Genomic DNA, 20476 nt, shown 5'->3' with positions numbered 1-20476 from the left:
ACAAAAGCCGACGTCCACCCAACCCCCCCCCCCCCCCCCCCCCCCCCCCCCCCCCCCCCCCCCCCCCCCCCCCCCCCCCCCCCCCCCCCCCCCCCCCCCCCCCCCCCCCCCCCCCCCCCCCCCCCCCCCCCCCCCCCCCCCCCCCTCCACCGACGAAGGAGGGGGGGGAGGGGGGGGGGTGGGGGGGGGGGTGGGGGGTGGGGGGGGGGGGGGGGTGGCGCGCCCAAATCCCACACCAAAAACCCAATAGGAAAGCTCCCCTTGACATGATCAAAGCTAGAGGCTGGGACCATGAAACCCCCCAAAAAGCGCGCTTTAAAATGCTCTCTAAAGGTTTTAAAATTGCTCGAATTTAGGTATTTGAGCTTGGAGAAACTCGCTAAGATAGGACCCTTAATTTTAAGTGGAGGTTGGTTAAAATCACCTGCCCCCAAAGAGGGGGCAAAACCAAGAAAGGAGCCAGCCATGTCCAAGAAACATGGCGTATCATTGTAGATTAAGTTTTCTTGTTGGGGGCTTAACCCCCTAGCGTTTTGTAATTCTTGTTGTTTTGGCGTTCGTGCCGGTTTTGGCATTCGTGCGCAATGCCTCCCCGTAAGGGGGGTCTCCTTAACTTGGGTTTTTGCTTCTAAGGGGGCGATCTCTTTGAGAATGCGCATGAAAAACTGCGCAAAGAGTTCGTTACGGGCTTTGCCCAATTCTTTAGCGTATTTTTCAGCCACCGCAGAGAACGCGACACCGTCTTTATTCTTGCCCGTGTTAGAGATCTGAGTCTTGCTCCCCGCCTCCGCATAGGGGGGGTTGATGTAGAAAATGAGTTTAGCGCGCTGGTGGGGGTTATTTAAAATACCTTTAAGCTCTTTTGGGACTTTGTCTAGGGAGTCTTTTAAAAAGTCAAATTGAAAAATATGATCCTCTCTGAGGGCTAGTTGCCCTTTTAGCGCGTGCTCTTTGATGATCGCCACATCGTTTTTATCTAGGGTGCTCGCAAAGATATTATAAGCATTAGAGAGCCCGGCTAATAAATTGCCCGTCCCGGCCGCGCAATCCCAAATGAAATACTCTTCTTGAAAATTATCCCCTAAATAGTGGGCTAAACACTCTTGGGATTTGATCGCCCATTTTAAGGGGGTGTAAAACGCGCCCTTGCGCTCGCGCACATCAGGGGGCACTAAAAGATCGCGCCTATCAGTGATGAAATCTTGATATTGTTCAGCGGGGGGACGCTTGTAGGTCCTCCAAAACTCTTGATGGGCTTGTTGTTTGTCCTTAAACTCCACGCTTTTGGTGCTAAAGAGCCCTAGCGGATCGATCTCTCTATCAAATTGGTAATGATCTCCGACTAAGCGGGTGTTGAGCTTGCCGGTGGTGTGGTTATTCTCACAGAGCAGATCGGCTAGGTAAAAATCTGTGTCTAAAATGCCCGCTTGTTTAGCCCTAGACCAATCTAAATTAATAGAAGGTTTGACCTTTTGTACCCACGCTTGATAGACATGCACAAAGTTATTTTTGTCAATGGGGGTCGCTAATTTCGGGATGGTGTGTAGAGATTGGATAAAACTTTTTAACTCCTTTTCTTGGGTTGCAAATTCATAATGTGTGAGGTGAGTGTCTAAGAGCGGGCTTAGGAGGGTATAAACCTCTTGAAACTCTGCAGATTGCGTATTACTAGGCGCGCTGGTGTAGCTCTTCTTAGAGAGTTTGGCTAAAAGGGGTTCTAGCTTCAGTGTGTCCAGCACACTAAAGCGCGTGCTATCAAACGCCCCTAAGAAGGGGGCTAAGTACTCTTGGGGGTATTTTAGCAGTGTCAGGACAAGTTGGGTCAAGGCTTTTTTAGGGTCATACACCCCCGCCTTAGCCTCTGCGCTCAAAAGGGGTCTTGGGAGTTGCTCTTTAGGGGCGTAAATTTGAAAGTCAATTTTATCCCCACTGCAGATAAACTCTTTAAAATAGCGTTCTCTAATGGCGTTTTTCAAGGGTTCTTCAGCAAGATGGGCAAAGTGTATCATCGCGCTATTTTAGCCCAAATACCCTAAGATCAAACCAAGCAGGTTTCAAAAAAAGTTTGAGCCACAACTAAACACAGTTTAGAAGTTTAGGAGTGGGTACAGAAACTAGGCTAGACCTTGGCGGTTTAAAGCAAGGGTAGTATTTGCCTCATTGGAGTCACGCTAACTTTATAGACATAGGAGAAGCGGAGCTTTGTGCGCGCTTAGAATTGCATGATAGATTTGAATCTGTGGGGTGGTGTTTTCATGCACGCCAAAGAGAGTCCAAAGCACCTTGAGATGTTTTTGTGAACGGATGGATGAAGCGGGGCATTTTGGGCTTGTTGTTCTAAGCTGGGGAGGAGGGGTTTTAAAAGGGGCGCGTTTTGCTTGCAGGGGGCATTTTGCAGGGCATGTCGAATCTGGGCGCGCATAGAATCTAGATTTTGTAAGAACACAGCGGGTAAAGTGGACTCTTTGGGTGGGGTGGTGAGTGCCCAAGCTTGCAGGGCAAGGCATGCGGGCTCTTTGGAGTCAAAACCGCTCAATTGTTCTTGAGAATCCAAATACAAGCAGGGGCTATTGCCTATGCTCAAGAGTCTAACACTTCTTAAGTAATGGCTAAAATAGAGGGGGTTAAAACTCTGGGCTTTAAAGATATGCTGGCAATTTTGCACGCTCTGCGCGCTTAGGTATTGGGGAGCAAAGCAGGGGGTGGGATTAGCGCGCAAACGCTCCGCCGAGATGAGTTCAGGTCTTTGGATACTATCCATATAAAACTCTTGGTTATACAAAAACGCTTCTACGCGTCTTTGGGCGTGCAAATCCCATAATTGAAAGACTTCTTGGGTGTGTGTGTCCATACTCTTAAGCCATTGGCTAGCTAAATCCCATTGGAGATCGTCCCACTCTATACAATAGTCGGTAGAGTTACGATTGCAAGGCTTGGGGACTATTCTTTGGTGCAAAGCCAATTTTTGGGCTAAACGCATGCCCATTAAATCCTTAGGATAGCTCCTAGAGGCGATGTCAGGGGTGGGACTGCAAGGGTTTTTACAGGGTCTAACTTGCAGGGGCTTAGAAACTTGCAAGGCTTTTAAATACAAGCTAGGATCCAGCCCTTGCTTTTTGGCTTGGAGCAAAGGGGGGTAGATTAAATCTAGCATGTGTAAATAATCTTGTACAATAAAGGTGGCGGGGCGTATGATGCGGTGGAGATCGTTACTTGTCTCATTGGCTTTGCGCATATAAGCTTGCAAGAGGGTTAAAAGCTGGGATTGTGTGTAATCTAGCAGATGATCCCACTCTTTGTCTTTGAGGGGGGCTAGTAGGGGGGTGGCTTGAATTATGGCTTGTAGGTGTTGGCTTAGGGGGGACCTGATCTGTGCAAAGGTGATTTTCTTTTCACCATAATTATTATGAGCATTAAAAGTCTGTATGAGAAAATCTTGGGCGTTTTGAAAGGCTTGCACCAAACCTTTAGGCAGGGGCGCGCCGACATTAGGGGGGTTGTCCTTGAGGATTTGGCAAAGGGGTTCTTTGGAGGGGAAGGTTTGGATCGTGTTTTGGGGGGTGAGATAGAGGCAGGGTTGTTTGAAGGCAAGAAGGCGAAAATTATGGAAAAAATCTTGCACCATCTTGGGCAAGCTATATTCGAGCGTGGGACTCATCTCCCAATTGACTTCAGTGATCCCCTCTAGGCGCGCATGGATAGCAAAGAGATAGGCATGGCTTAAAGATCGCATGGTGGATAAGGACAGACCTAGAGGCTGATTGATCTTGGAATAATAACTATCTCTCTCATAATCGCCTAAGCCACTCCTCTGCCAATTTTCTGCGATAAAAAGATACGCCCGCGTGCTGAATTGCAAAGCTTGCAAATGCGCGATAAAAGTGCCCTTTTGGGGCGCATCTACTTTATTTTTCTTTAAATACGCGTCCAAATCGCTTAAAAAAGTGGGCATATTAGACTTTTCGCCCAAAAAGCGCAGATATGCCTTTAAATCTAAGCCCTGCTTGAACGCCTGTATGAGTAGGGGATAGACCACCTCCAAACTGGTAGAAAAATTTTCTAAAAAGACCTCTGGGTGGAGGGGTTGGATTTCAGGATCTCCAATCATCGTGTAGAAACTGGGATCTTCATAGCAATCCATGCGGGGTATCTTGTAGCGCATGCGCGCAATCACATGCAAAATCTCAAAACTTCTAATTTCTTGGGCAAGGGATGGGGGCAACTGCGCTTGGATGGCTTTGATCGTGGGGAGCGCATCTACCATTTTGCTCGCTAGATTAATCCAAGTGGGGGCGTGCTTTTTAACCATATCCACCGAGTAGATGTCTGGATCAAAGCCCTTAGGGCATAACATCCCTTTAATAGTTTCTCTAAACGCCCCTAACATAGAATCATAGAGTTCTTGTGAGGCACTTAAAAACACGCCTCTATCTAAACTCCATTTAGGGGGTTGGGGGGTTTGGGGGGGCTTGTGTGTGATCAAATACGCCCCTAACAACAGCAAGATAAACAATAAAGGTACAAGCACACGCGCAAGGCGCTTATTCATAGATAGCAAAAACTCTATAGGGATGTCGTATACGCTTGTTCACATGTACTTTTTGTTTGATAATCCATGTATTTCAAGGGGAAGACCTGGGCGCATTCTTTGGGGAAGTACTGCAAACAGAGATCTAAAAAGACCTTTTCTAAAAAGACATCGCCACACAAATAGACTTGATCCAAGCCAAATTTAATATGCGCATCGTAAATTATATTACCTAAAAATTCTGCCAAAGAATCCAGTACGCCAAAGCACATCGTGGGCGCGTCCGTGCCCCCTAGCGTGTAGCTTACCGCGCTCCTAAGCGTGGGTGCTGGGTTGAGATTAAGAGGCTCTTTAGTGAGTTTAAAATCGATATGAGGACCTTTAGTCCGCAAGAACGTCTTCGCATAGGTTGTAATAGCGCGCGTGTTGTGTGTGGGACTAAAGCCCATCACCTGCACTAATCCGGCTAAAAAATCCATCAAGTTTGCGCTAGGCAATTGGAGCGTGCTGGGTTCTTGTTCTAGGCGCGCGCACAACTCAGGATAGGCTTTTTTATAGTTAGCATAGAGCTTACGCCCTTTAGCATTGCTTTGGAGTTGCTTGAGTAACGAGCTAGGGTGAGTCTCTAAATGTAGGTTCATCAGCTGTTTATAGCCCTCACTATAAACCCAAAAACAACTAGGGCGATCAAAATTCAAATATATAAGAAAATGAGGTTCTTGAGGAGCCTCTTGGCTCACAAATTCCAAAGTGGGACTCATTTGGGTGCGTGTGTGGGGAAGCAAAAGTCCATTTTTAGCCACGCTGAATGTTTGTTCAGGAAAGCTAGGAGCGGTGCAAGTATAACTTAGATCGCTGTGATCTGTAAGGCTGTCTTTATAAAATAGATAGGAAATATCTTTTTCTAGCAAGCGATGCCCTAGTAAGGCGAGCCCAAAATCATAGGGCAGGGACGCACAGATTTCTAAATTCTTAAATTCATTAACAAAAACTTCTTTAAGAGTGGCAATAATACTAGGCTTTTCAAAGGCGCACAACACCTGCGCACTCTTAGAATCGCTACGCGTTAAAGAGAGCACGCTAGCCAAATCCAAAAACAAGACCTTAGCCCCTTCTAGATAGGTACAAGAGAGGGTTTTAACCCCCCTAGAGGTTTTAACTTCTAAACTCCCTCCTCCCTGCAAAGTGCACACCATGTCCTTAAGAGATTCTTGTACCTGCTGGGGAGTGTAGCAGGTTTGATTTTTATAGATAAAAGAAGAGAAATGGGGCTCTAAAAGTCCTTGATCTAGCGCAACACGCTCTTCTAACACATCAATAGGCGGGCACACCCTTTCACAATCTTGCCACTCTGCATTAATATCTTGCGTTATTTCTACACCTACGAAGCGGAAACTGAGCGCCACTGGCAGGCGTTGACTCAGCATTTGGGCAAAATTCTCTGCTTGCTCTGCTGTAGCTTGCAGATAGAAGTGTTCTAAAGAAGTGGCATAGCGCAAGTTTTTGGCGTGGGCATGGTGGGCTAAGAAGTCCATAAACAGCGCACCAACTTGAGCGCCAAACTCTCCCACAGACTCAAATTTAAACACAAAAATCATGATAATGCCCTCCTATAAGATTGATAGGCAATCTGCTGTAAATCCTGTGCTTTGGCTTTGAGGGTGGCGCGTACCCCCCATTGAGCCAAAATTTTGAGCGCGTGCTCTTTGGCTAAGCGCGCCCCTTGTAGTAAATCCGGACTAAGTTCAAAGGTAGTTCTATCTTGCATGATAGCGGGCACTAGCCCGATAATAGTCGTGAGAGGCAAGTCTCCCATTAGGGCGGTAAGTTTCAAAGTTTGCAACATCTCTACCTCATGTGCGCTCCCTGCCCAAGTGATTTCTGCAGGGATTTGATCGAAATCAAAGCAATAGAGCGCGCCCACTTGCGCGCCCACTACACTCACGCAATCCAAAATCAAAATGCGATCGTATTCTACAATCCAAGGGATCAACGCTTGCGCCATCGTACCCCCATCCATAAATGTCAACTTGCCCTTGTGTGTGAAGTGGTAGCTACATTTCAACTGGTGGCACAGATGCACCCCCACGCCCTCATCGCCTAGCAAAATATTGCCCACCCCCAACACCAAAATATCCACGCTAGCCTTTCAAATAACGCCGCCCACTGATCATCACATCCGCCCCCCCGTCGGGGAATTTGAGAGAATGGAAAACCACCATATAAATGTGCACAGGGATAAACAGGCAAATCCCCCAAGTGGCTAGATGGTGGATATAGCGCACATTAGACAACCCCCCACAAAGCACCTCAAACCATCTAAAGCAAGGCTCTAAAGCCCCCCCTAGTCCCCGATGATAGACATTATAATAAAGCACAATCCCGCTTAAAGCAATGATGACAAGCATCATGCATAAAGAGAAGTAAGCCACAAATTGCAAGGGGTTGTAAACACCTTTGATTTCAGGACGATGTCCGATGAGGAAATACACTTTGAGTTGCTCGATCCAAGTGCGTTGGCTAAAAACTCCTTTGACAGACATGCGCTCCGCACGACTTTTCTTATCGAAGAAAAACAGATAAAAACGAAACAATGAAATGGCAATCAGGATAAAACCTAGCATGATGTGTGCGCTACGGATATAGGCTTGTAGAAAATACATGCCATGGTAGACGCTAGAGTGGGGTTCTAAAAAAGGATAGGCGATGTAAAAGCCCGTTAACATCAAGGCAAAGATCGCTAAGGCGCGTATCCAGTGGAACAGACGCACCCAACCCGAATATTCTTTATGTGGGTGGTAGTAGGCACTATTGGGGGTAAGCATGATGCACCTCCTCTTTTTTGACTTTATCAAAGCGTGCAAAACTCGGATCAACTCTAAACTCGCCTAAATCCTGTCCTTTCATATCCATCAAGTGCACCGAGCAAGCAATGCAAGGATCAAAGGAGTGAATGGTGCGGATAATTTCTAAGGGCTGGGTCAAATCAGCGATTTGTGTGCCTATCAGACTCATTTCATAAGGTCCACTTTGCCCCTTTTCATCACGCGCGCCCGCGTTCCAAGTGGAGGGTACCACCGCTTGGTAATTCTCCACCACCCCGTTTTTAATGCGCACCCAGTGGCTTAACATCCCTCTTGGCACTTGCCCGATGTAGCGCCCCTTATACTCCTTATTTTTGTCAATTTCATAGGGCGCGCAGGTGCTCTGATCGGATTTGAGATTTTCAATCAGAGATTGCAAGGTGGTCAAGCCATTTTCTACCAAAATCTTAGCCTCTAAGCAACGCGCTGCTGTGCGCCCTAGCGTGCTAAAAATTGCCTCTATGGGCAAGCCTGTATCTTTTAAAAACTGGGTAGCGACTTTTGTAGTGTGGGGGTTTTTAGCCGCCAAGCCCACCGCCAAAGAAGCCAAAGGTCCTACCTCCATAGGCATGCCATTGTAGCGCGGGGCTTTGATCCAAGAGTATTTTCCTTGTGTGTCTAGCACCTTACTAGGTTCTAATTTGCCACTCAAACCTATACTTTGCCCCTCTTTAAAACCCGTGTAATGGGGTGTAGTCTGCCCGTCATAGGGGTGTAATTGCGCCTCTTTTGTGCTGTATTGATACCAAGAGTGCGTAACATCCTCTTTGATCCAATCCTCATTAATGGGGTGTAGGGTGCTTAAATCGCCATTGAGCACCACCCCTGAACTCAAAAGATATTTGCCTCTAGAGAGCAAAATCTCTTCATGGGCGATGAAATTCTTCACCCCGCAACCATGCAAAACGCTTTGCTCGTTTTTAAACATCTTGGCAGCCATCACTAAATCCGGATAATACGCGCGCTCTACAAAGTTTTTCACGGTCTCAAACTTGCTTTTCCATTCGGCTAAACGGGTGGGGTCAAGCACATCGCGCACAGAAGTGATCCCTCCCACGGTCAAACTTTGGGGGTGGGGTTGTTTGGCTCCAAAAATGGCTGTCATCTTGGCTGCTTCTCTTTGGATGGCTAAGAGATTGAGATAATGCGAAAGTACGATCAAATTTTGCTCTGGGCTCAAGTGGTAGGTTTTATGCCCATAATAGCCATTGGCAAAGGGACCTAGCGCCCCCTGTTTGGCAAAGTCGCCCACGCGTTTTTGCACCGCTTTAAGCGCGTCCTCGCCCGTATCTAAGGGGTAATCACAATATTCAAAGGCAATTTGGCTCGCCTTTTTAGGGTCGGCTTTGAGCGCGCTGAGCAAATCGCACCAATCTAGCCCATGCAAGGTGTAGAAATGCACCACATGGTCATGCAAGATCAGGGCAATATTCATCAAAGAGCGCACCAGTTGGGCGTTTAGGGGCGGGGTGATGCCTAGGGCATTCTCCACTGCGCTAATGCCCGCCTTGTAATGCGAATAAGTACACACCCCACAAATGCGCTGGGCGATAAAGCCCGCATCGCGTGGGTCGCGGTGTTTGATAATGGTCTCTAGTCCCCTAAAGAGGGTAGAGGAAGAATGCGCATCGGTGATGACATTGTTGTCATCCACCACCACTTCGATGCGTAAATGCCCTTCAATACGGGTAATGGGATCGACAATAATTTTTTTAGACATGGGCATCTCCTTGATCATCCTTTTTGAGTCCAGCTAAAAGCGCGTGCATGGCAATTCCTATCGCACTCGCGCTCAAAGCAATGATACCCACACTATCAGCGACCTTATCCGCTCCTGCTCCTCCAAAGGCGCTCGTAATAGGCACAATGAGGCGGTTAGAAATGGGCTCTTCAAAGGGACTCATGGTATCCCAAAAATTGGGCTCAGAGCACCCAATACAGCCATGCCCAGCCTGGATGGGCCAAGAGGTGTGGGAGTTAAAGCGCAAGGTGGAGCAGTTGTTAAAGGTGTAAGGACCTTTACAGCCCACTTTGTACAGACAGAAACCCTCTTTGGCGTTCTCATCGCCAAAATGTTGCACAAACTCGCCTGCGTCAAAATGTCCGCGTCGTTCGCACAAATCATGCACGCGTCTGCCATAAGCCCAAGTTGGGCGGTTGAAAGCATCTAGGCGGGGCAACGCGTCAAACATCAAAAAGTAGATCACATTGCCTACGATATTTTTTTCGCTAGGAGGGCAACCGGGGACATTGATAATGGGCTGGCTGATGATCTTGCTTAAAGCCTGTGCGTTGGAGGGATTAGGGTAGGCTGCCTGTACACCCCCAAAGCTCGAACAAGTCCCAATAGCAAAAATGGCTTTGGCGTGTTTGGCGGCATGGATACATTCTTGTGCGCCTGTGCGTCCTTGTGCGCCCATCGTTAAAAAGTATTCTGTGCCCTGAGGGATTCCCCCCTCTACCATGAGAATGTAATTCCCCTTGTGCTTTTCAATCGCCTGTTCTAGGCTCAAATCGGCTTGGTGTCCACTGGCTACCATGATGGTTTCATGGTATTCCAAATTGATATAATCAAAGATGATGCTATCAATGCTAGGGTCTTCGCTTCTAAGCAAGCTCTCGCTACAGCCCGTGCATTCTGCCATGTGTAACCAAATGACGGGTAGACGATTAGCCATCTCTACGGCTTGTGCAACTAAGGGTGTAAAACTTGCGGGCAAGGCTAAAGTAGCGGTCATCGCTCCGATCCATTTCATCAAGTCGCGTCGCTCGATGCCCTTTTTGGTCATCTCTTCATGGATATCTTTGTCAGCGTTGTGGGCGCTCAAGCTTTTAAGGACTTCAAGTCGTTCTGAAATCTTCTTAAACAAGGCATCGTCATGAGTTGCCATGCTAATCCTTTAAGTGGGATTTTTTATTTTAGCCTAATCTTGAGTAAACAAGGTTTAAAATACTTACAAAAAAAAGATACTAGGGAGGTAATTTTATCCTGCTCTTAGGGGCGATCAGGGCATGTTTTCTACGGTGTATTTGTAGCGTTGCTTTTCTAATTCTAGTTGAAGTTGGCGTTTTTCTTCTTGAAGCAGACTTTCCTGCCCTTTGAGTTTTTGAATCGCTCTGCTGGTATAGTAAATATTGTCGGTTAAATAGATTTTTGGGGCAAAGAGTATTAAGGTAAAAACCAATCCGACAATAACAAAGAGCAACCACGCTAGGGAAATTCCCTGTCGCTCGATGGTTTCTTCACTAAAAAGCGCGTCGCGTTCCTGTGCGCTGGTGCGCAAACGGCGTTCTTCTAAGCGTTCTTCGTCTAGAGCAAGTGTGTGTGGCATGGGCAGCCTCGAAAATGAAATATACGCATTTTAGCGCTCCGTGCGCGGGGGTTTTGTTGCAATTCTAGCGCACCGGGGGTGATGGGCTTTTTGGTCAAAATTAGGCCATCATCTAGAGCAAACTCTTTAAAGGCATGTTTGACTTGCCTATCCTCTAAAGAATGAAAGGAAATAATGGCGAGCAGGGCGTGTTTTAACTCCTTAGCATGATCTAAAAGCGCGCGCAAATTGCCCATTTCGTCATTGACTTCCATGCGGACCGCCTGAAACACTAAAGTGGCCGGATGGTGCTTGTGGCGCTTGGTGTGCGCGCCTAAAAAGCTGGCTAAGTCTTTGGCTTCTTCAAACAAGCGTTGGTGTCGTCTTTGCACGATGAGGGAGGCGATTTTTTTAGCCCCGCGCACCTCTCCGCGCTCCAACACGCGTTCTAATTCGTAGGGGCTGTAGTGGTTGATCACTTTATACGCGCTCAAGGAGGCATTAGTGTCCATGCGCATGTCCAAAGTGGGCGCGTTAAAGCCAAAGCCCCGCGCATTGCTATCTAGTTGCAAAGAACTCACTCCCAAATCTGCCAACACGCCATCACAATCTGCCCACACCCCCTCTTGGAGGAGCTCAGCGATAATGTCTTGATAAGCCCCATAGCGGTAAGTAAAACGGGGGGTATAGTCTGCTAAGCGTTGTTGGGCTAGGGAGAGCGCTTCCTCATCTCTATCAATGCCGATCACGCGTAAATGAGGGTAGGTCTGCAATAAAGCTAGAGTATGCCCCCCTAAGCCCAAAGTACAATCGATCAACAAGGGGTCTTTAATGTGAGCGAGAGGAGCAAACGCATCGATCACTTCTTGAAGTAAAACGCTTTGGTGCATGCGATCCTTTTGGTAGTGGTTGCATGGGCATAAGCCGAGTTCTGTCGTGGGTGGTTATTTATCTAGGATGGGTTTTGCAACCCACCTCGTGCGAAGTGCTTTGTTTAAGACTCTTACCATGCGCTTCTTGCTACGGATTGGGTTTACCTGGTCCACCCCAATTGCTTGGGGCGCGGTGGGCTCTTACCCCACCTTTTCACCCTTACTCTAAAAGAGCGGTTTATTTCTGTGGCACTTTCCCTTAGCTTACGCTAGCCATTCGTTAAATGGAATCCTGTCTTAAGTAGCTCGGACTTTCCTCTCTAAGAAACCTAGAGCAACCACCGCCCATGCGAGCGCCATTATAACCAAATTTTCTAAAAAATATTCCCTATAGCTCACTCTCAGGTAACATTTTGGACCAATCCTTGATGAAGCGCAAAAAAGCGGAAGTGTTAGGAGGTTTATCATAGAGGATGACATGTCCATTCTCTACTCCTTCCCACATAAGTTTATGGCGCAAGGCGTGTTTGATCACGAGCAAATGCCAACTCTCTTGCATCTGTTCTTGCATCAGTCCTTGTAGGTGAAGCGCGAAATCTTTGTTGTCAAAGATTACTACCGATTCGGTGTTAATGCTTTCTGAGCGTGCGTCTAGATTGAAGCTCCCAATCCAAGTTTTATGCCCATCAAAGATCAAAGTTTTACTATGCAAAGAGTTTTTAAGTCGCCCGCGGATTTTCAGCTTGAGCCCCCTACGCGTGTAGCGGGCGTATTTGGAGAGATCACTCTTGGTTTCATAGACATTAGCCCCCGCATCCACTAATCTTTTAGCATAGCGCTCCCATGCCCCATAGACCACAATTGCATCGGTAGAAGCAAGCGAATTAGTCAAAATATTGAGCTCTAAGCCCTCTTGCAATTTTTGGGTAAACAACTTTAAAAGCGCGCGCCCGGGAATCAAATAAGAGGAGGCGATGTAAAGAGAGTTGGTAGTACGCGCCAAAATCGCCTTAAGGGCTTGCTTGATGGGTGAGCTAGGGTGGGGCGCGTTGATTTTATCAGGGCTATCGGCAATAAAGGAGGCTACACCTTGATAAACAATTTGTTTTTTATGTGTGAAATCGTGGATAAATTCTAAGACATGGTCTTCATAGTGTGTATGTTGATTGGGAGGGTAGAGAATCTTAGAAAGACGACTTTGATAGGTTTTAGCATACTTTTTTAATTTAGAGTGGCTGGGCAAGAGGTGCGCAGGGATTGCCCCAAAAAAATTCCAATATTCTAAAAAACTTTTTTTAGCCTGTAAGCTTACGACACCCAAAAACAACGCGTCCATGTCCAAAAAGTTTTCTTCTAAGTCATTGTCAAAATACACATCGGCGATATTACGCCCCCCAATAACTAAGGCGATATTGTCCACAATGAAAAGTTTATTGTGCATACGCTTTTTAATCCGATCGTAATCGGCCAACATCTCAAAAATACGCAAGCCTCTATTGCGCGCGCGATAGGGGTTGAAAATCTTGACTTCAATATTGGGGTGGGTGTCTAGCATAATAATGTCCGACATATCTGAATCTAAACCATTATCATCGATCAAAAGTCGCACTTTCACCCCCCGGTTAGCTGCCCTATAGAGTTCAAACATCATTGCTCGCGATGAGATATCATTCTTATAAATGTAGGTTTGGATATCAATATTGTGCGCTGCCATGCGGATGAGCGCGATGCGTTGCAAAAGAGCTTGATCGCCCTCTTGCAGGAGAAAACCCAAACTCTGCGCGGGCTTGCTGGCTAAAGATGTGGCGTAAACACGGGCGATGGGGGTTTGTTTAGGGTCATAGCGTTCTAATTGAGAAAGGGTGTAGGGTCCTTGTTGTCGAATGATGGTGCACCCAGCAAATAAAACCATCCATAACAATGCGAAGCAATAAAACCAAAGACGCAAATGTAGAGCCGGTCCAGCACGCCCTCCATAGCTACAGCTAAAGCTAGGAGATTGTGCCGCTCTCAAAGCCTGCCCTTCAGCCACTCCTACAACTTCTCCTTCAGGAGTCCGTGTTTCAACTCCACACCAAATCGCAATGTAAAACACCGGTGAGGCGCTTCACATCCCCATGGCTTCAGGCTTATAGATTTGATAATACAAAGCCGATAGAATTCCTTAACGCCCTCTACCCACCTTCACCATGCGGTTGCGTAATTCCGCCAAACTCTCTTGTAGGGGGATTTCTTTAGGGCAGGTGTCATGGCAACCAATTAAACTCATGCATCCAAAAATCCCATCATCATCACCCACTAATTCGTAAAAATCCTCATCGGTGCGCTCGTCATGCGAATCGATGAGAAAGCGCATCGCGCGGTTTAGCCCAGCAGCCCCGATGAAATTTTCACGCATCAACTTGGTCCCGCACGCAGCGATGCAACACCCACATTCAATACAACGATCCAGCTCAAACACCGCTTGGGCTTCATCCGGATCGATACGCTCTTCAGGCTGAGTAATGTCCACCTCTTTGCGGTGGTGTGCCCAGCTTTCCACGCGCTTGGTCATGCCAAAAAACCACTCGCCCGTATTCACGCTCAAATCCTTGATCAAGGGGAAGGAGGGCATGGGCATTAGAGTGATCACTCCCTCATTAAAGCTAGAAGTGAGCGTTTTACACGCTAAGCGCGGGCGACCATTGACCATCATCGCACAGCTCCCACAAATCCCCGCCCGGCACACAAAATCAAAACTCAAATCTGGATCCAAAGTTTCACGAATAATGCCCAGAGCAATAAAGAGTGTCATAGAGGGGATTTCTTCGAGCTGATACTCTTTAAAATGGGGTTTAGACACCGCGCTTTGGGGGTCAAACTTTAGGGCTTTGATGGTGATGGTGCGACTCATGAGTTTTCTCCTAGTCTGATGTTGCGGGCTTTATACTGGGGCTGTAAATCAAAGGGCATGAGCGCCTCTTGCAGGGCATAACGATCTCCTCCCCGCGCCTTAATCTCTTCGGTGATTTTGGCGATTTCTGCGTCCCGCTGTTCTTTGAGTGGGTGGGGAATAAAATTGCCCTTAGCCCCATAACCCCTAAAGTCAGGGCTGATCTCCATGCGCATAATATCCAATTCTTCATATTCTAGAGTGGGTAAAGTTTGCATGGGGTCTTGCCATGAGGCTAAAGTGCGCTTCAACCACTGCGCATCGTCGCGTTTGGGGAAATCCGTGCGGGTGTGCGCCCCGCGACTCTCCGTGCGATCCAGCGCGCCCTTAGCGATACATAATGCCAGCTTGAGCATTTTTTGAGTGCGGTACGCGTCTTCTAATTCGGGGTTGTTATGGGTTTTCTTGTTTTTGACATGAATATGTAAAGCACGTTTGTAGAGCGCTTCTAACTCGTGAACAGCTTCTTCTAAGATCGCGCCCTCTCTAAAGACTCCGACTTTTTCATCCATAATCTCGCGCATGCGCTCCCTAATTTGATAAACATCTTCCTTGCCTTCATTGTGCAAAAGCCCTTGCAAGTAATCTTGGGTGTGTTGGATAAAATTCTGGGCGATTTGGGTATTGATGTCTATGCTGGCTTGCGCGCAGTGTTGGGCGAAGTAATCCCCGATGATCATCCCAGCGACCACCGCCTCGCTCACAGAATTTCCCCCCAAGCGGTTAAACCCATGCAAATCCCAACATGCTGCTTCGCCCGCACAAAAGAGCCCTTTGAGATGGCTCTCGCCCTTGTAATTGGTGCGCAAGCCTCCCATAGAGTAGTGTTGCATGGGCTTGATGGGCACCCAGCCCTTAGAGCCTTCATCAGCCGGATCAATCCCTGCAAAGGTTTTAGCGATATCTTGGACATCGCGTAAGTTTTTCTCCACATGCGCGCGTCCTAGAATGGAAATATCCAGCCATACATGTTCACCATAAGGAGAGGGTACACCCTTACCACTCTTAATATGCTCCAAAATACGTCGACTCACCACATCGCGGCTAGCTAGCTCTTTTTTCTCAGGTTCATAGTCGGGCATGAAGCGATAGCCATCCTTATCACGCAACACGCCTCCATCTCCTCGACACCCCTCTGTCATCAAAATCCCGCTAGGTACTAAAGCGGTGGGGTGAAACTGCACAGCTTCCATATTGCCCAGCTTGGCTACCCCGGTTTCTAGCGCGCAAGCAATCCCCACCCCATCGCAAATCACCGCGTTGGTGGTGTGTTTGTACACCCGTCCATAGCCCCCGGTGGCTAGTAGCGTGCCCTTAGAGACATAGGCACTCAAGCTCCCGGTAATGAGATCGCGCACCACTGCCCCATAACACACGCCCTCATGGTGAATCAATGCTAACACTTCTTTACGATCCTGAATATCTACATTGTAGCGCAACGCTTCGTTAGCGACTGCATAGAGCATGGTATGCCCGGTGGCATCAGCGGTAAAGCAGGTGCGCCACTTTTTTGTGCCCCCAAAGTCGCGGCTTTGGATATAGCCATGGCGATCCTCTCTCTCGGTGATAGTAACATGCTCGCCATTGATCACAGCCGGCCTATCGCCCTTTTTAATGCGCGTCCAGGGCACGCCCCAGCTGGCTAACTCTCTAATGGCTTTGGGCGCGGTGGTTACAAACATGCGCGCCACTTGCTGATCGCAACCCCAGTCGCTCCCTTTCACCGTATCCAAAAAGTGTAGGTCTTCATTGTCTCCCTCGCTCATCTTGGCATTGCCCAAACTCGCCTGCATCCCCCCTTGGGCAGCTGCTGAGTGGGAACGCCTTACAGGCACTAAAGAGAGCACGATGGTGTGCAACCCCCTTTGTTTGCACGCAATGCTCGCGCGCAAACCCGCCAAGCCCCCGCCCACCACTAACGCATCGCAATAGATAATGTTCATTCTTTTCCTTCCTTGTGCAATTCTTCATCTAGTTGGATCGCCTGCTGTATGCTCATGATCCCCTCATGTTTTTGGGTAAGCCCCTTTTTGACATAAGCTCCATAGGTGAGCAAACCTAGCACGATGAAAAACGCGCTCATGCCCCATTTGGCTTTGCGCAAGCCCTCAATGCCCAAATTCTTAAACCAACCCCATTTGATGGCTAGGCGATAGAGCCCAATAGACCCATGCAACTCCACAGCAAAGAGTAAGAAGATATAGAGCAACCAAAAATGTTGGCTGACAAAGCGGTAAGAAGAGGCATGCGGTCCGATACTATGCGGCGCGGTGAGCATCACAAAGAGATGCACGCTAGCCAAGAAGAACATCGCAAAGCCCGTACCCACTTGGATAAACCATAGCGTGGTGTCGCCATGTTGCATTAAATGCCTGTGTGTCTTAAAGATCTTGTATTGGCGGTAGTTGATGGGGAATTTGCGCAACGCCAAAAAGGCATGCGCGACTAAGATCACAATCACCCCGGCCGCTACCGCGCTCACAATAGCCGGCTCGCCTGCCCTGATGAACAAACTCCCCTCAAAAAACTTCGTTACCGCATACATCGCGCGATCGCTAATTAAAATACTGCTCACAAAGAACATATGCGCGATCATAAACAACGCCAAGACAAGTCCGGTCGCGCTCTGCCAAAAATCCAATTTCGCATACGCCCCGCTTTTCTTGCGCTCCGCGCTCACGCCATAGTAGCCCTCCATGATTTCCTCTTGCTGCATGCCACTCCCTTCTTACTTTTCCTAAAATGATAGCAAAATTATAATACTTTTTGGGTTATCTTTGCCATCTTTTGCTAAGATTGTCCAAGTTTATGCTGTGGAGCGTGCCATGAAATATGTTTTAGCTAATTTTAAGTCTTATAATTTAGACTTACCCGCCTATTTAGAGACGCTAGAAAATCTGCTCAAGCCCGCCACAGCTCCCTATGTGGGCATTTTCCCCCCCTTGCTTGAGCTAGGTCTGCTTGAAAACACCTACACGCGTTTCTATTTAGGGTCTCAAAACGCCTACCCCGCACCAGAGGGGGCGTTCACCGGAGAAATCACTTTGCAAGCCCTGCAAAAAAGACAGATTAAAAGCGTGCTAGTTGGGCATAGCGAACGGCGCTTACTCCTAAAAGAAAGCGATTCTCTGTGTATAGAGAAGTTTAATTTTTTTGCCCAGCACGGCTTTCAGATTGTCTTTTGCATTGGGGAGAATTTAGAGCAACGCCAGCAGGGCGAGAAGACATGGCTCAAACATCTTCTAGGGCAATTAGAAGGGCTGGATTTAGCTTACCCAAAACTCTTGATTGCCTACGAACCCATTTGGGCGATTGGCACGGGAGTGAGCGCAACAAGTGGCATGATTGCCCAAACTTTAGAGAGTTTGCGCCAAAAACTCCAACCCGATCCCCTGATTGTCTATGGGGGGAGTGTGCAAGTGGAGAATGTAGAGGAGATTTTAGATTTGGACGCAGTGGATGGGGTTTTGGTAGGCAAGGCGAGTCTAGACCCGCACAATTTGGCTAAAATGATCGATATTTCTGCCACAAAGGAGTTTGCATGACTTTAAGCGCGTTGTTGGAGCACTACCCATTAGACATCAACTTGCCCCCTAATTTCAAGGATTTTGAGGTAGCCGGGATCGCCCCCTTAGAGAGCGCCACCCCTAATCATTTGAGCTATGTGGATCAAAAATCCTATTTGAAAAAACTCAAAGACACCAAAGCGGGCGCGATCTTTATCCGCGCCGAACATGCCAGTAAAATCCCCCCAACTTCTTACCCCTTGATCACGCCCAACCCCCACCTAGCCTTTGCGCGCGTTTCAGACGCGTTTAAGCTAGCGATGTTTGCGCGCCCCATCAATCCCCACCCCCCCAAATTAGGCGAGGGCGTGGTTTTGATGCCCGGGGTGGTTCTAGGAGAAAATGTAGAAGTGGGCGAGGGGAGCGTGCTGATGGCTAATGTGGTGGTGGGCGATGGGGTAAAGATCGGGGCGCATTGTCAAATTTACCCCAATGTTACCCTTTATCAAAATACCTTAATTGGCAATCGCGTGCGCATCCATGCCAATAGCGTGGTGGGGAGTGATGGCTTTGGGTATGCCCACACAGCCCAAGGCGAGCATGTCAAGATCGAACACAGCGGTATTGTACAAATTGATGATGATGTAGAAATCGGGGCGAACACCACTATCGATCGCGCCGTCTTTGGGATCACCCACATTAAACAAGGGGTGAAGATCGACAACTTGGTGCAAGTGGGGCATAATTGCGTGCTGGGCGAGCACTCCATCATTGTCGCCCAAGTGGGGCTATCCGGTTCTACGACTATGGGGCGCAATGTGGTTTTAGGCGGGCAGGTGGGCACGGGGGGGCATATGCACATTGGGGAGTTTACCCAAATTGGGGGCAAGGGGGCGGTGGGCAAGGATTTGCCCCCCCATACCAATTACGCCGGGGCGATCCCAGCAATGGAGATTCATGAATGGCATCACTTTTTAGCCACATTGCGCCGTTTTGCCAAAAAGCAAAAACCTAGTTTGATCGCTAAGGGCTTGTCTAAAGTGTGGAAAAGATAATGGCGACTAAGAAGCGATCCATCATCGCGGCCGCTAGCGGGAATTTGGTAGAGTGGTTTGATTTTTACATCTATGCCTTTAGCGCCACTTACTTTGCCCATGAGTTTAGCACCTCTAGTAACCCCATTGTGCAACAAATTAGCGTTTTTGGAGTCTTTGCAGCGGGGTTTTTTGCCCGCCCCTTAGGCTCGTGGATCTTTGGGGCTTTGGCTGATAAGATCGGGCGCAAACACTCCATGGTGGTCTCTGTGATCGTGATGGCTTTGGGCTCTTTTATGATCGCCGCGCTGCCTAGCAAGGATTTAGTGGGGGATTTTGCGATCTTTCTTTTGCTAATCGCTAGGCTCATTCAAGGCTTGAGCGTGGGGGGGGAATATGGCATTGTGGCGACCTATTTAGCCGAATTGTCCGCAAAGGGGAGGCGTGGCTTTTATGGCTCTTTTCAGTATGTTACCCTCATTGGGGGGCAGTTCTTGGCTGTAGCGAGCATTAGCGTGTTGCTGGCAATTTTTAGCGTGGCGCAGATGAGTGCCTTTGCGTGGCGTTTTCTCTTCATCATAGGGGGGTTGCTAGCCCTAGGCTCGCTGGTGGCGCGTAAATTCATGGAAGAGAGTTCTAGCAATTTGCAAGAACATGCAGAACGGGGCACTCTCAAGGCGTTATTTCCCCATTGGCGCGCTTGCGTGCTAGTGATGGGGCTGACAGCAGGGGGGTCTCTAGGGTTTTACACCATCACCACTTACGCCAAAACTTTCTTAGAAAATGCCGGGATGCCTAAAGTACAGGTTAATGATCTCTTCTTGATCGCCTTGGCGGTTTTGATGTTGATTCAGCCCCTCTTTGGTTACTTGGGCGATAAGATCACCTACAAGCGATCCATCACCCTTTATGCGTTCTTGGCATTGGTGGGCATTTACCCCCTCTTTCAGGGCATGGCGTTGCAAGCCCATCACCCTAGCCTTGCCTTTGTCTTCGTGCTGTGCTTGTTTGCCATTTTGAGCTTTTATACCTCCATTTCTGGCATTATCAAAGCCCAGCTCTTCCCCCAGCATGTACGCGCGCTGGGCACGGGTTTTAGCTTTGCGATCGCCAATGCCCTTTTTGGGGGCAGTACGCCCTATATCGCCCTGCAATTCAAAAGCAAGGGTATAGAAAATGGCTTTTTTATTTATGTGGCGGTGGTAATGATCTTTGCGCTTGTGTGCGCGCTGTATTTGCCCAAACAAGACGCTCTAGATCGATAGGCTGTGAAGTTGCTCCAAAAAGGACTCTGTTAAGCAAGAAACACTCGACACACTCCCCGCGCCCAAAGCTAGGGGATTGGAAGTCTCAACAAGGCTCACTCACTAAGTGCGTCTTAACATCTCTCCTCCAAGAGTGGCTTCTCCCACCTATGAATATGAATATT

The 20476-nt window shown here is 48.2% G+C and carries 16 protein-coding genes and 1 other RNA gene; 3 read left to right on the top strand and 14 right to left on the bottom strand.

Annotation, left to right across the window (positions count from 1 at the left end; all coding sequences use genetic code 11):
* The 14 genes from C6G87_RS08055 to C6G87_RS07990 form a co-directional block, all read right to left on the bottom strand.
* Window positions 1–2009 (bottom strand): hypothetical protein (locus tag C6G87_RS08055; protein ID WP_233709077.1); only part of this gene is annotated, 2009 nt, incomplete at its 3' end.
* A 203-nt stretch (window positions 2010–2212) separates the two neighbouring features.
* Window positions 2213–4549 carry a hypothetical protein gene (locus C6G87_RS08050; RefSeq protein ID WP_104752979.1) on the bottom strand — a complete coding sequence of 779 codons (2337 nt, stop codon included), beginning with the start codon at window positions 4547–4549 and terminating at the stop codon, window positions 2213–2215.
* A 14-nt stretch (window positions 4550–4563) separates the two neighbouring features.
* Window positions 4564–6126, bottom strand: a complete 1563-nt coding sequence (locus C6G87_RS08045) for a protein hydE (protein WP_233709076.1) — start codon at window positions 6124–6126, stop codon at window positions 4564–4566.
* On the bottom strand, window positions 6123–6668 hold the full coding sequence (locus C6G87_RS08040) for a HyaD/HybD family hydrogenase maturation endopeptidase (RefSeq protein ID WP_104752977.1): 546 nt from the start codon (window positions 6666–6668) through the stop codon (window positions 6123–6125). Before C6G87_RS08040 ends, C6G87_RS08045 begins: the two co-directional genes overlap by 4 nt.
* 1 nt (window position 6669) lies before the next feature.
* The gene (cybH, locus tag C6G87_RS08035; RefSeq protein WP_104752976.1) at window positions 6670–7353 is read right to left on the bottom strand and encodes a Ni/Fe-hydrogenase, b-type cytochrome subunit; all 684 of its coding nucleotides are present in this window, start codon (window positions 7351–7353) and stop codon (window positions 6670–6672) included.
* Window positions 7337–9112: a nickel-dependent hydrogenase large subunit gene (locus C6G87_RS08030; RefSeq protein ID WP_104752975.1), complete on the bottom strand. Its 1776-nt coding sequence runs from the start codon at window positions 9110–9112 to the stop codon at window positions 7337–7339. The genes cybH and C6G87_RS08030 overlap by 17 nt, the downstream gene beginning before the upstream one ends.
* The gene (locus C6G87_RS08025) at window positions 9105–10283 is read right to left on the bottom strand and encodes a hydrogenase small subunit (protein ID WP_104752974.1); all 1179 of its coding nucleotides are present in this window, start codon (window positions 10281–10283) and stop codon (window positions 9105–9107) included. The genes C6G87_RS08030 and C6G87_RS08025 overlap by 8 nt, the downstream gene beginning before the upstream one ends.
* A gap of 114 nt (window positions 10284–10397) precedes the next feature.
* Window positions 10398–10724, bottom strand: a complete 327-nt coding sequence (locus tag C6G87_RS08020) for a hypothetical protein (protein ID WP_104752973.1) — start codon at window positions 10722–10724, stop codon at window positions 10398–10400.
* Window positions 10703–11593 (bottom strand): 16S rRNA (cytosine(1402)-N(4))-methyltransferase RsmH, encoded by an 891-nt coding sequence (rsmH, locus tag C6G87_RS08015; RefSeq protein WP_104752972.1) that lies wholly within the window; start codon window positions 11591–11593, stop codon window positions 10703–10705. The genes C6G87_RS08020 and rsmH overlap by 22 nt, the downstream gene beginning before the upstream one ends.
* A 15-nt stretch (window positions 11594–11608) precedes the next feature.
* An RNA gene (gene rnpB, locus C6G87_RS08010) (RNase P RNA component class A) lies at window positions 11609–11928 on the bottom strand.
* Between the two features lie 35 nt (window positions 11929–11963).
* Entirely contained in the window at window positions 11964–13487 is a 1524-nt protein-coding gene (locus tag C6G87_RS08005) for a phospholipase D family protein (protein WP_104752981.1), read from the bottom strand.
* 252 nt (window positions 13488–13739) lie between these two features.
* The gene (locus C6G87_RS08000) at window positions 13740–14468 is read right to left on the bottom strand and encodes a fumarate reductase iron-sulfur subunit (RefSeq protein ID WP_104752971.1); all 729 of its coding nucleotides are present in this window, start codon (window positions 14466–14468) and stop codon (window positions 13740–13742) included.
* On the bottom strand, window positions 14465–16450 hold the full coding sequence (locus tag C6G87_RS07995) for a fumarate reductase flavoprotein subunit (protein ID WP_104752970.1): 1986 nt from the start codon (window positions 16448–16450) through the stop codon (window positions 14465–14467). Before C6G87_RS07995 ends, C6G87_RS08000 begins: the two co-directional genes overlap by 4 nt.
* Window positions 16447–17223, bottom strand: coding sequence for a fumarate reductase cytochrome b subunit (locus C6G87_RS07990; RefSeq protein ID WP_104752969.1), 777 nt, complete (start codon window positions 17221–17223; stop codon window positions 16447–16449). Before C6G87_RS07990 ends, C6G87_RS07995 begins: the two co-directional genes overlap by 4 nt.
* A 109-nt stretch (window positions 17224–17332) precedes the next feature.
* On the opposite strand from C6G87_RS07990, the gene C6G87_RS07985 reads away from it, so the two are divergent.
* From C6G87_RS07985 to C6G87_RS07975, 3 genes are read left to right on the top strand one after another with little or no spacing between them, the layout of a single operon-like run.
* Window positions 17333–18052, top strand: coding sequence for a triose-phosphate isomerase (locus C6G87_RS07985; protein ID WP_104752980.1), 720 nt, complete (start codon window positions 17333–17335; stop codon window positions 18050–18052).
* A complete protein-coding gene (gene lpxD / locus C6G87_RS07980) occupies window positions 18049–19068 on the top strand; it encodes a UDP-3-O-(3-hydroxymyristoyl)glucosamine N-acyltransferase (RefSeq protein WP_104752968.1) in 1020 nt (339 codons plus the stop codon). Before C6G87_RS07985 ends, lpxD begins: the two co-directional genes overlap by 4 nt.
* On the top strand, window positions 19068–20312 hold the full coding sequence (locus C6G87_RS07975) for an MFS transporter (RefSeq protein WP_382262489.1): 1245 nt from the start codon (window positions 19068–19070) through the stop codon (window positions 20310–20312). The genes lpxD and C6G87_RS07975 overlap by 1 nt, the downstream gene beginning before the upstream one ends.
* The last annotated feature ends 164 nt before the right edge of the window (window positions 20313–20476 follow it).

Origin of the sequence: Helicobacter baculiformis, assembly GCF_900197685.1 — a bacterium.
In the GTDB taxonomy this organism is placed as follows: Bacteria; Campylobacterota; Campylobacteria; order Campylobacterales; family Helicobacteraceae; genus Helicobacter; species Helicobacter baculiformis.
Note: the sequence above shows the minus strand (reverse complement) of the source record. Positions and strands in the feature narration are given on the sequence as shown.

Coding starts and splice junctions, on each gene's coding strand:
- C6G87_RS08050 (WP_104752979.1), bottom strand. CDS start 4,549: ATGAATAAGCGCCTTGCGCGTGTGCTTGTACCTTTATTGTTTATCTTG.
- C6G87_RS08045 (WP_233709076.1), bottom strand. CDS start 6,126: ATGATTTTTGTGTTTAAATTTGAGTCTGTGGGAGAGTTTGGCGCTCAA.
- cybH (WP_104752976.1), bottom strand. CDS start 7,353: ATGCTTACCCCCAATAGTGCCTACTACCACCCACATAAAGAATATTCG.
- C6G87_RS08030 (WP_104752975.1), bottom strand. CDS start 9,112: ATGTCTAAAAAAATTATTGTCGATCCCATTACCCGTATTGAAGGGCAT.
- C6G87_RS08025 (WP_104752974.1), bottom strand. CDS start 10,283: ATGGCAACTCATGACGATGCCTTGTTTAAGAAGATTTCAGAACGACTT.
- C6G87_RS08020 (WP_104752973.1), bottom strand. CDS start 10,724: ATGCCACACACACTTGCTCTAGACGAAGAACGCTTAGAAGAACGCCGT.
- rsmH (WP_104752972.1), bottom strand. CDS start 11,593: ATGCACCAAAGCGTTTTACTTCAAGAAGTGATCGATGCGTTTGCTCCT.
- C6G87_RS08005 (WP_104752981.1), bottom strand. CDS start 13,487: ATGGTTTTATTTGCTGGGTGCACCATCATTCGACAACAAGGACCCTAC.
- C6G87_RS08000 (WP_104752971.1), bottom strand. CDS start 14,468: ATGAGTCGCACCATCACCATCAAAGCCCTAAAGTTTGACCCCCAAAGC.
- C6G87_RS07995 (WP_104752970.1), bottom strand. CDS start 16,450: ATGAACATTATCTATTGCGATGCGTTAGTGGTGGGCGGGGGCTTGGCG.
- C6G87_RS07990 (WP_104752969.1), bottom strand. CDS start 17,223: ATGCAGCAAGAGGAAATCATGGAGGGCTACTATGGCGTGAGCGCGGAG.
- C6G87_RS07985 (WP_104752980.1), top strand. CDS start 17,333: ATGAAATATGTTTTAGCTAATTTTAAGTCTTATAATTTAGACTTACCC.
- lpxD (WP_104752968.1), top strand. CDS start 18,049: ATGACTTTAAGCGCGTTGTTGGAGCACTACCCATTAGACATCAACTTG.
- C6G87_RS07975 (WP_382262489.1), top strand. CDS start 19,068: ATGGCGACTAAGAAGCGATCCATCATCGCGGCCGCTAGCGGGAATTTG.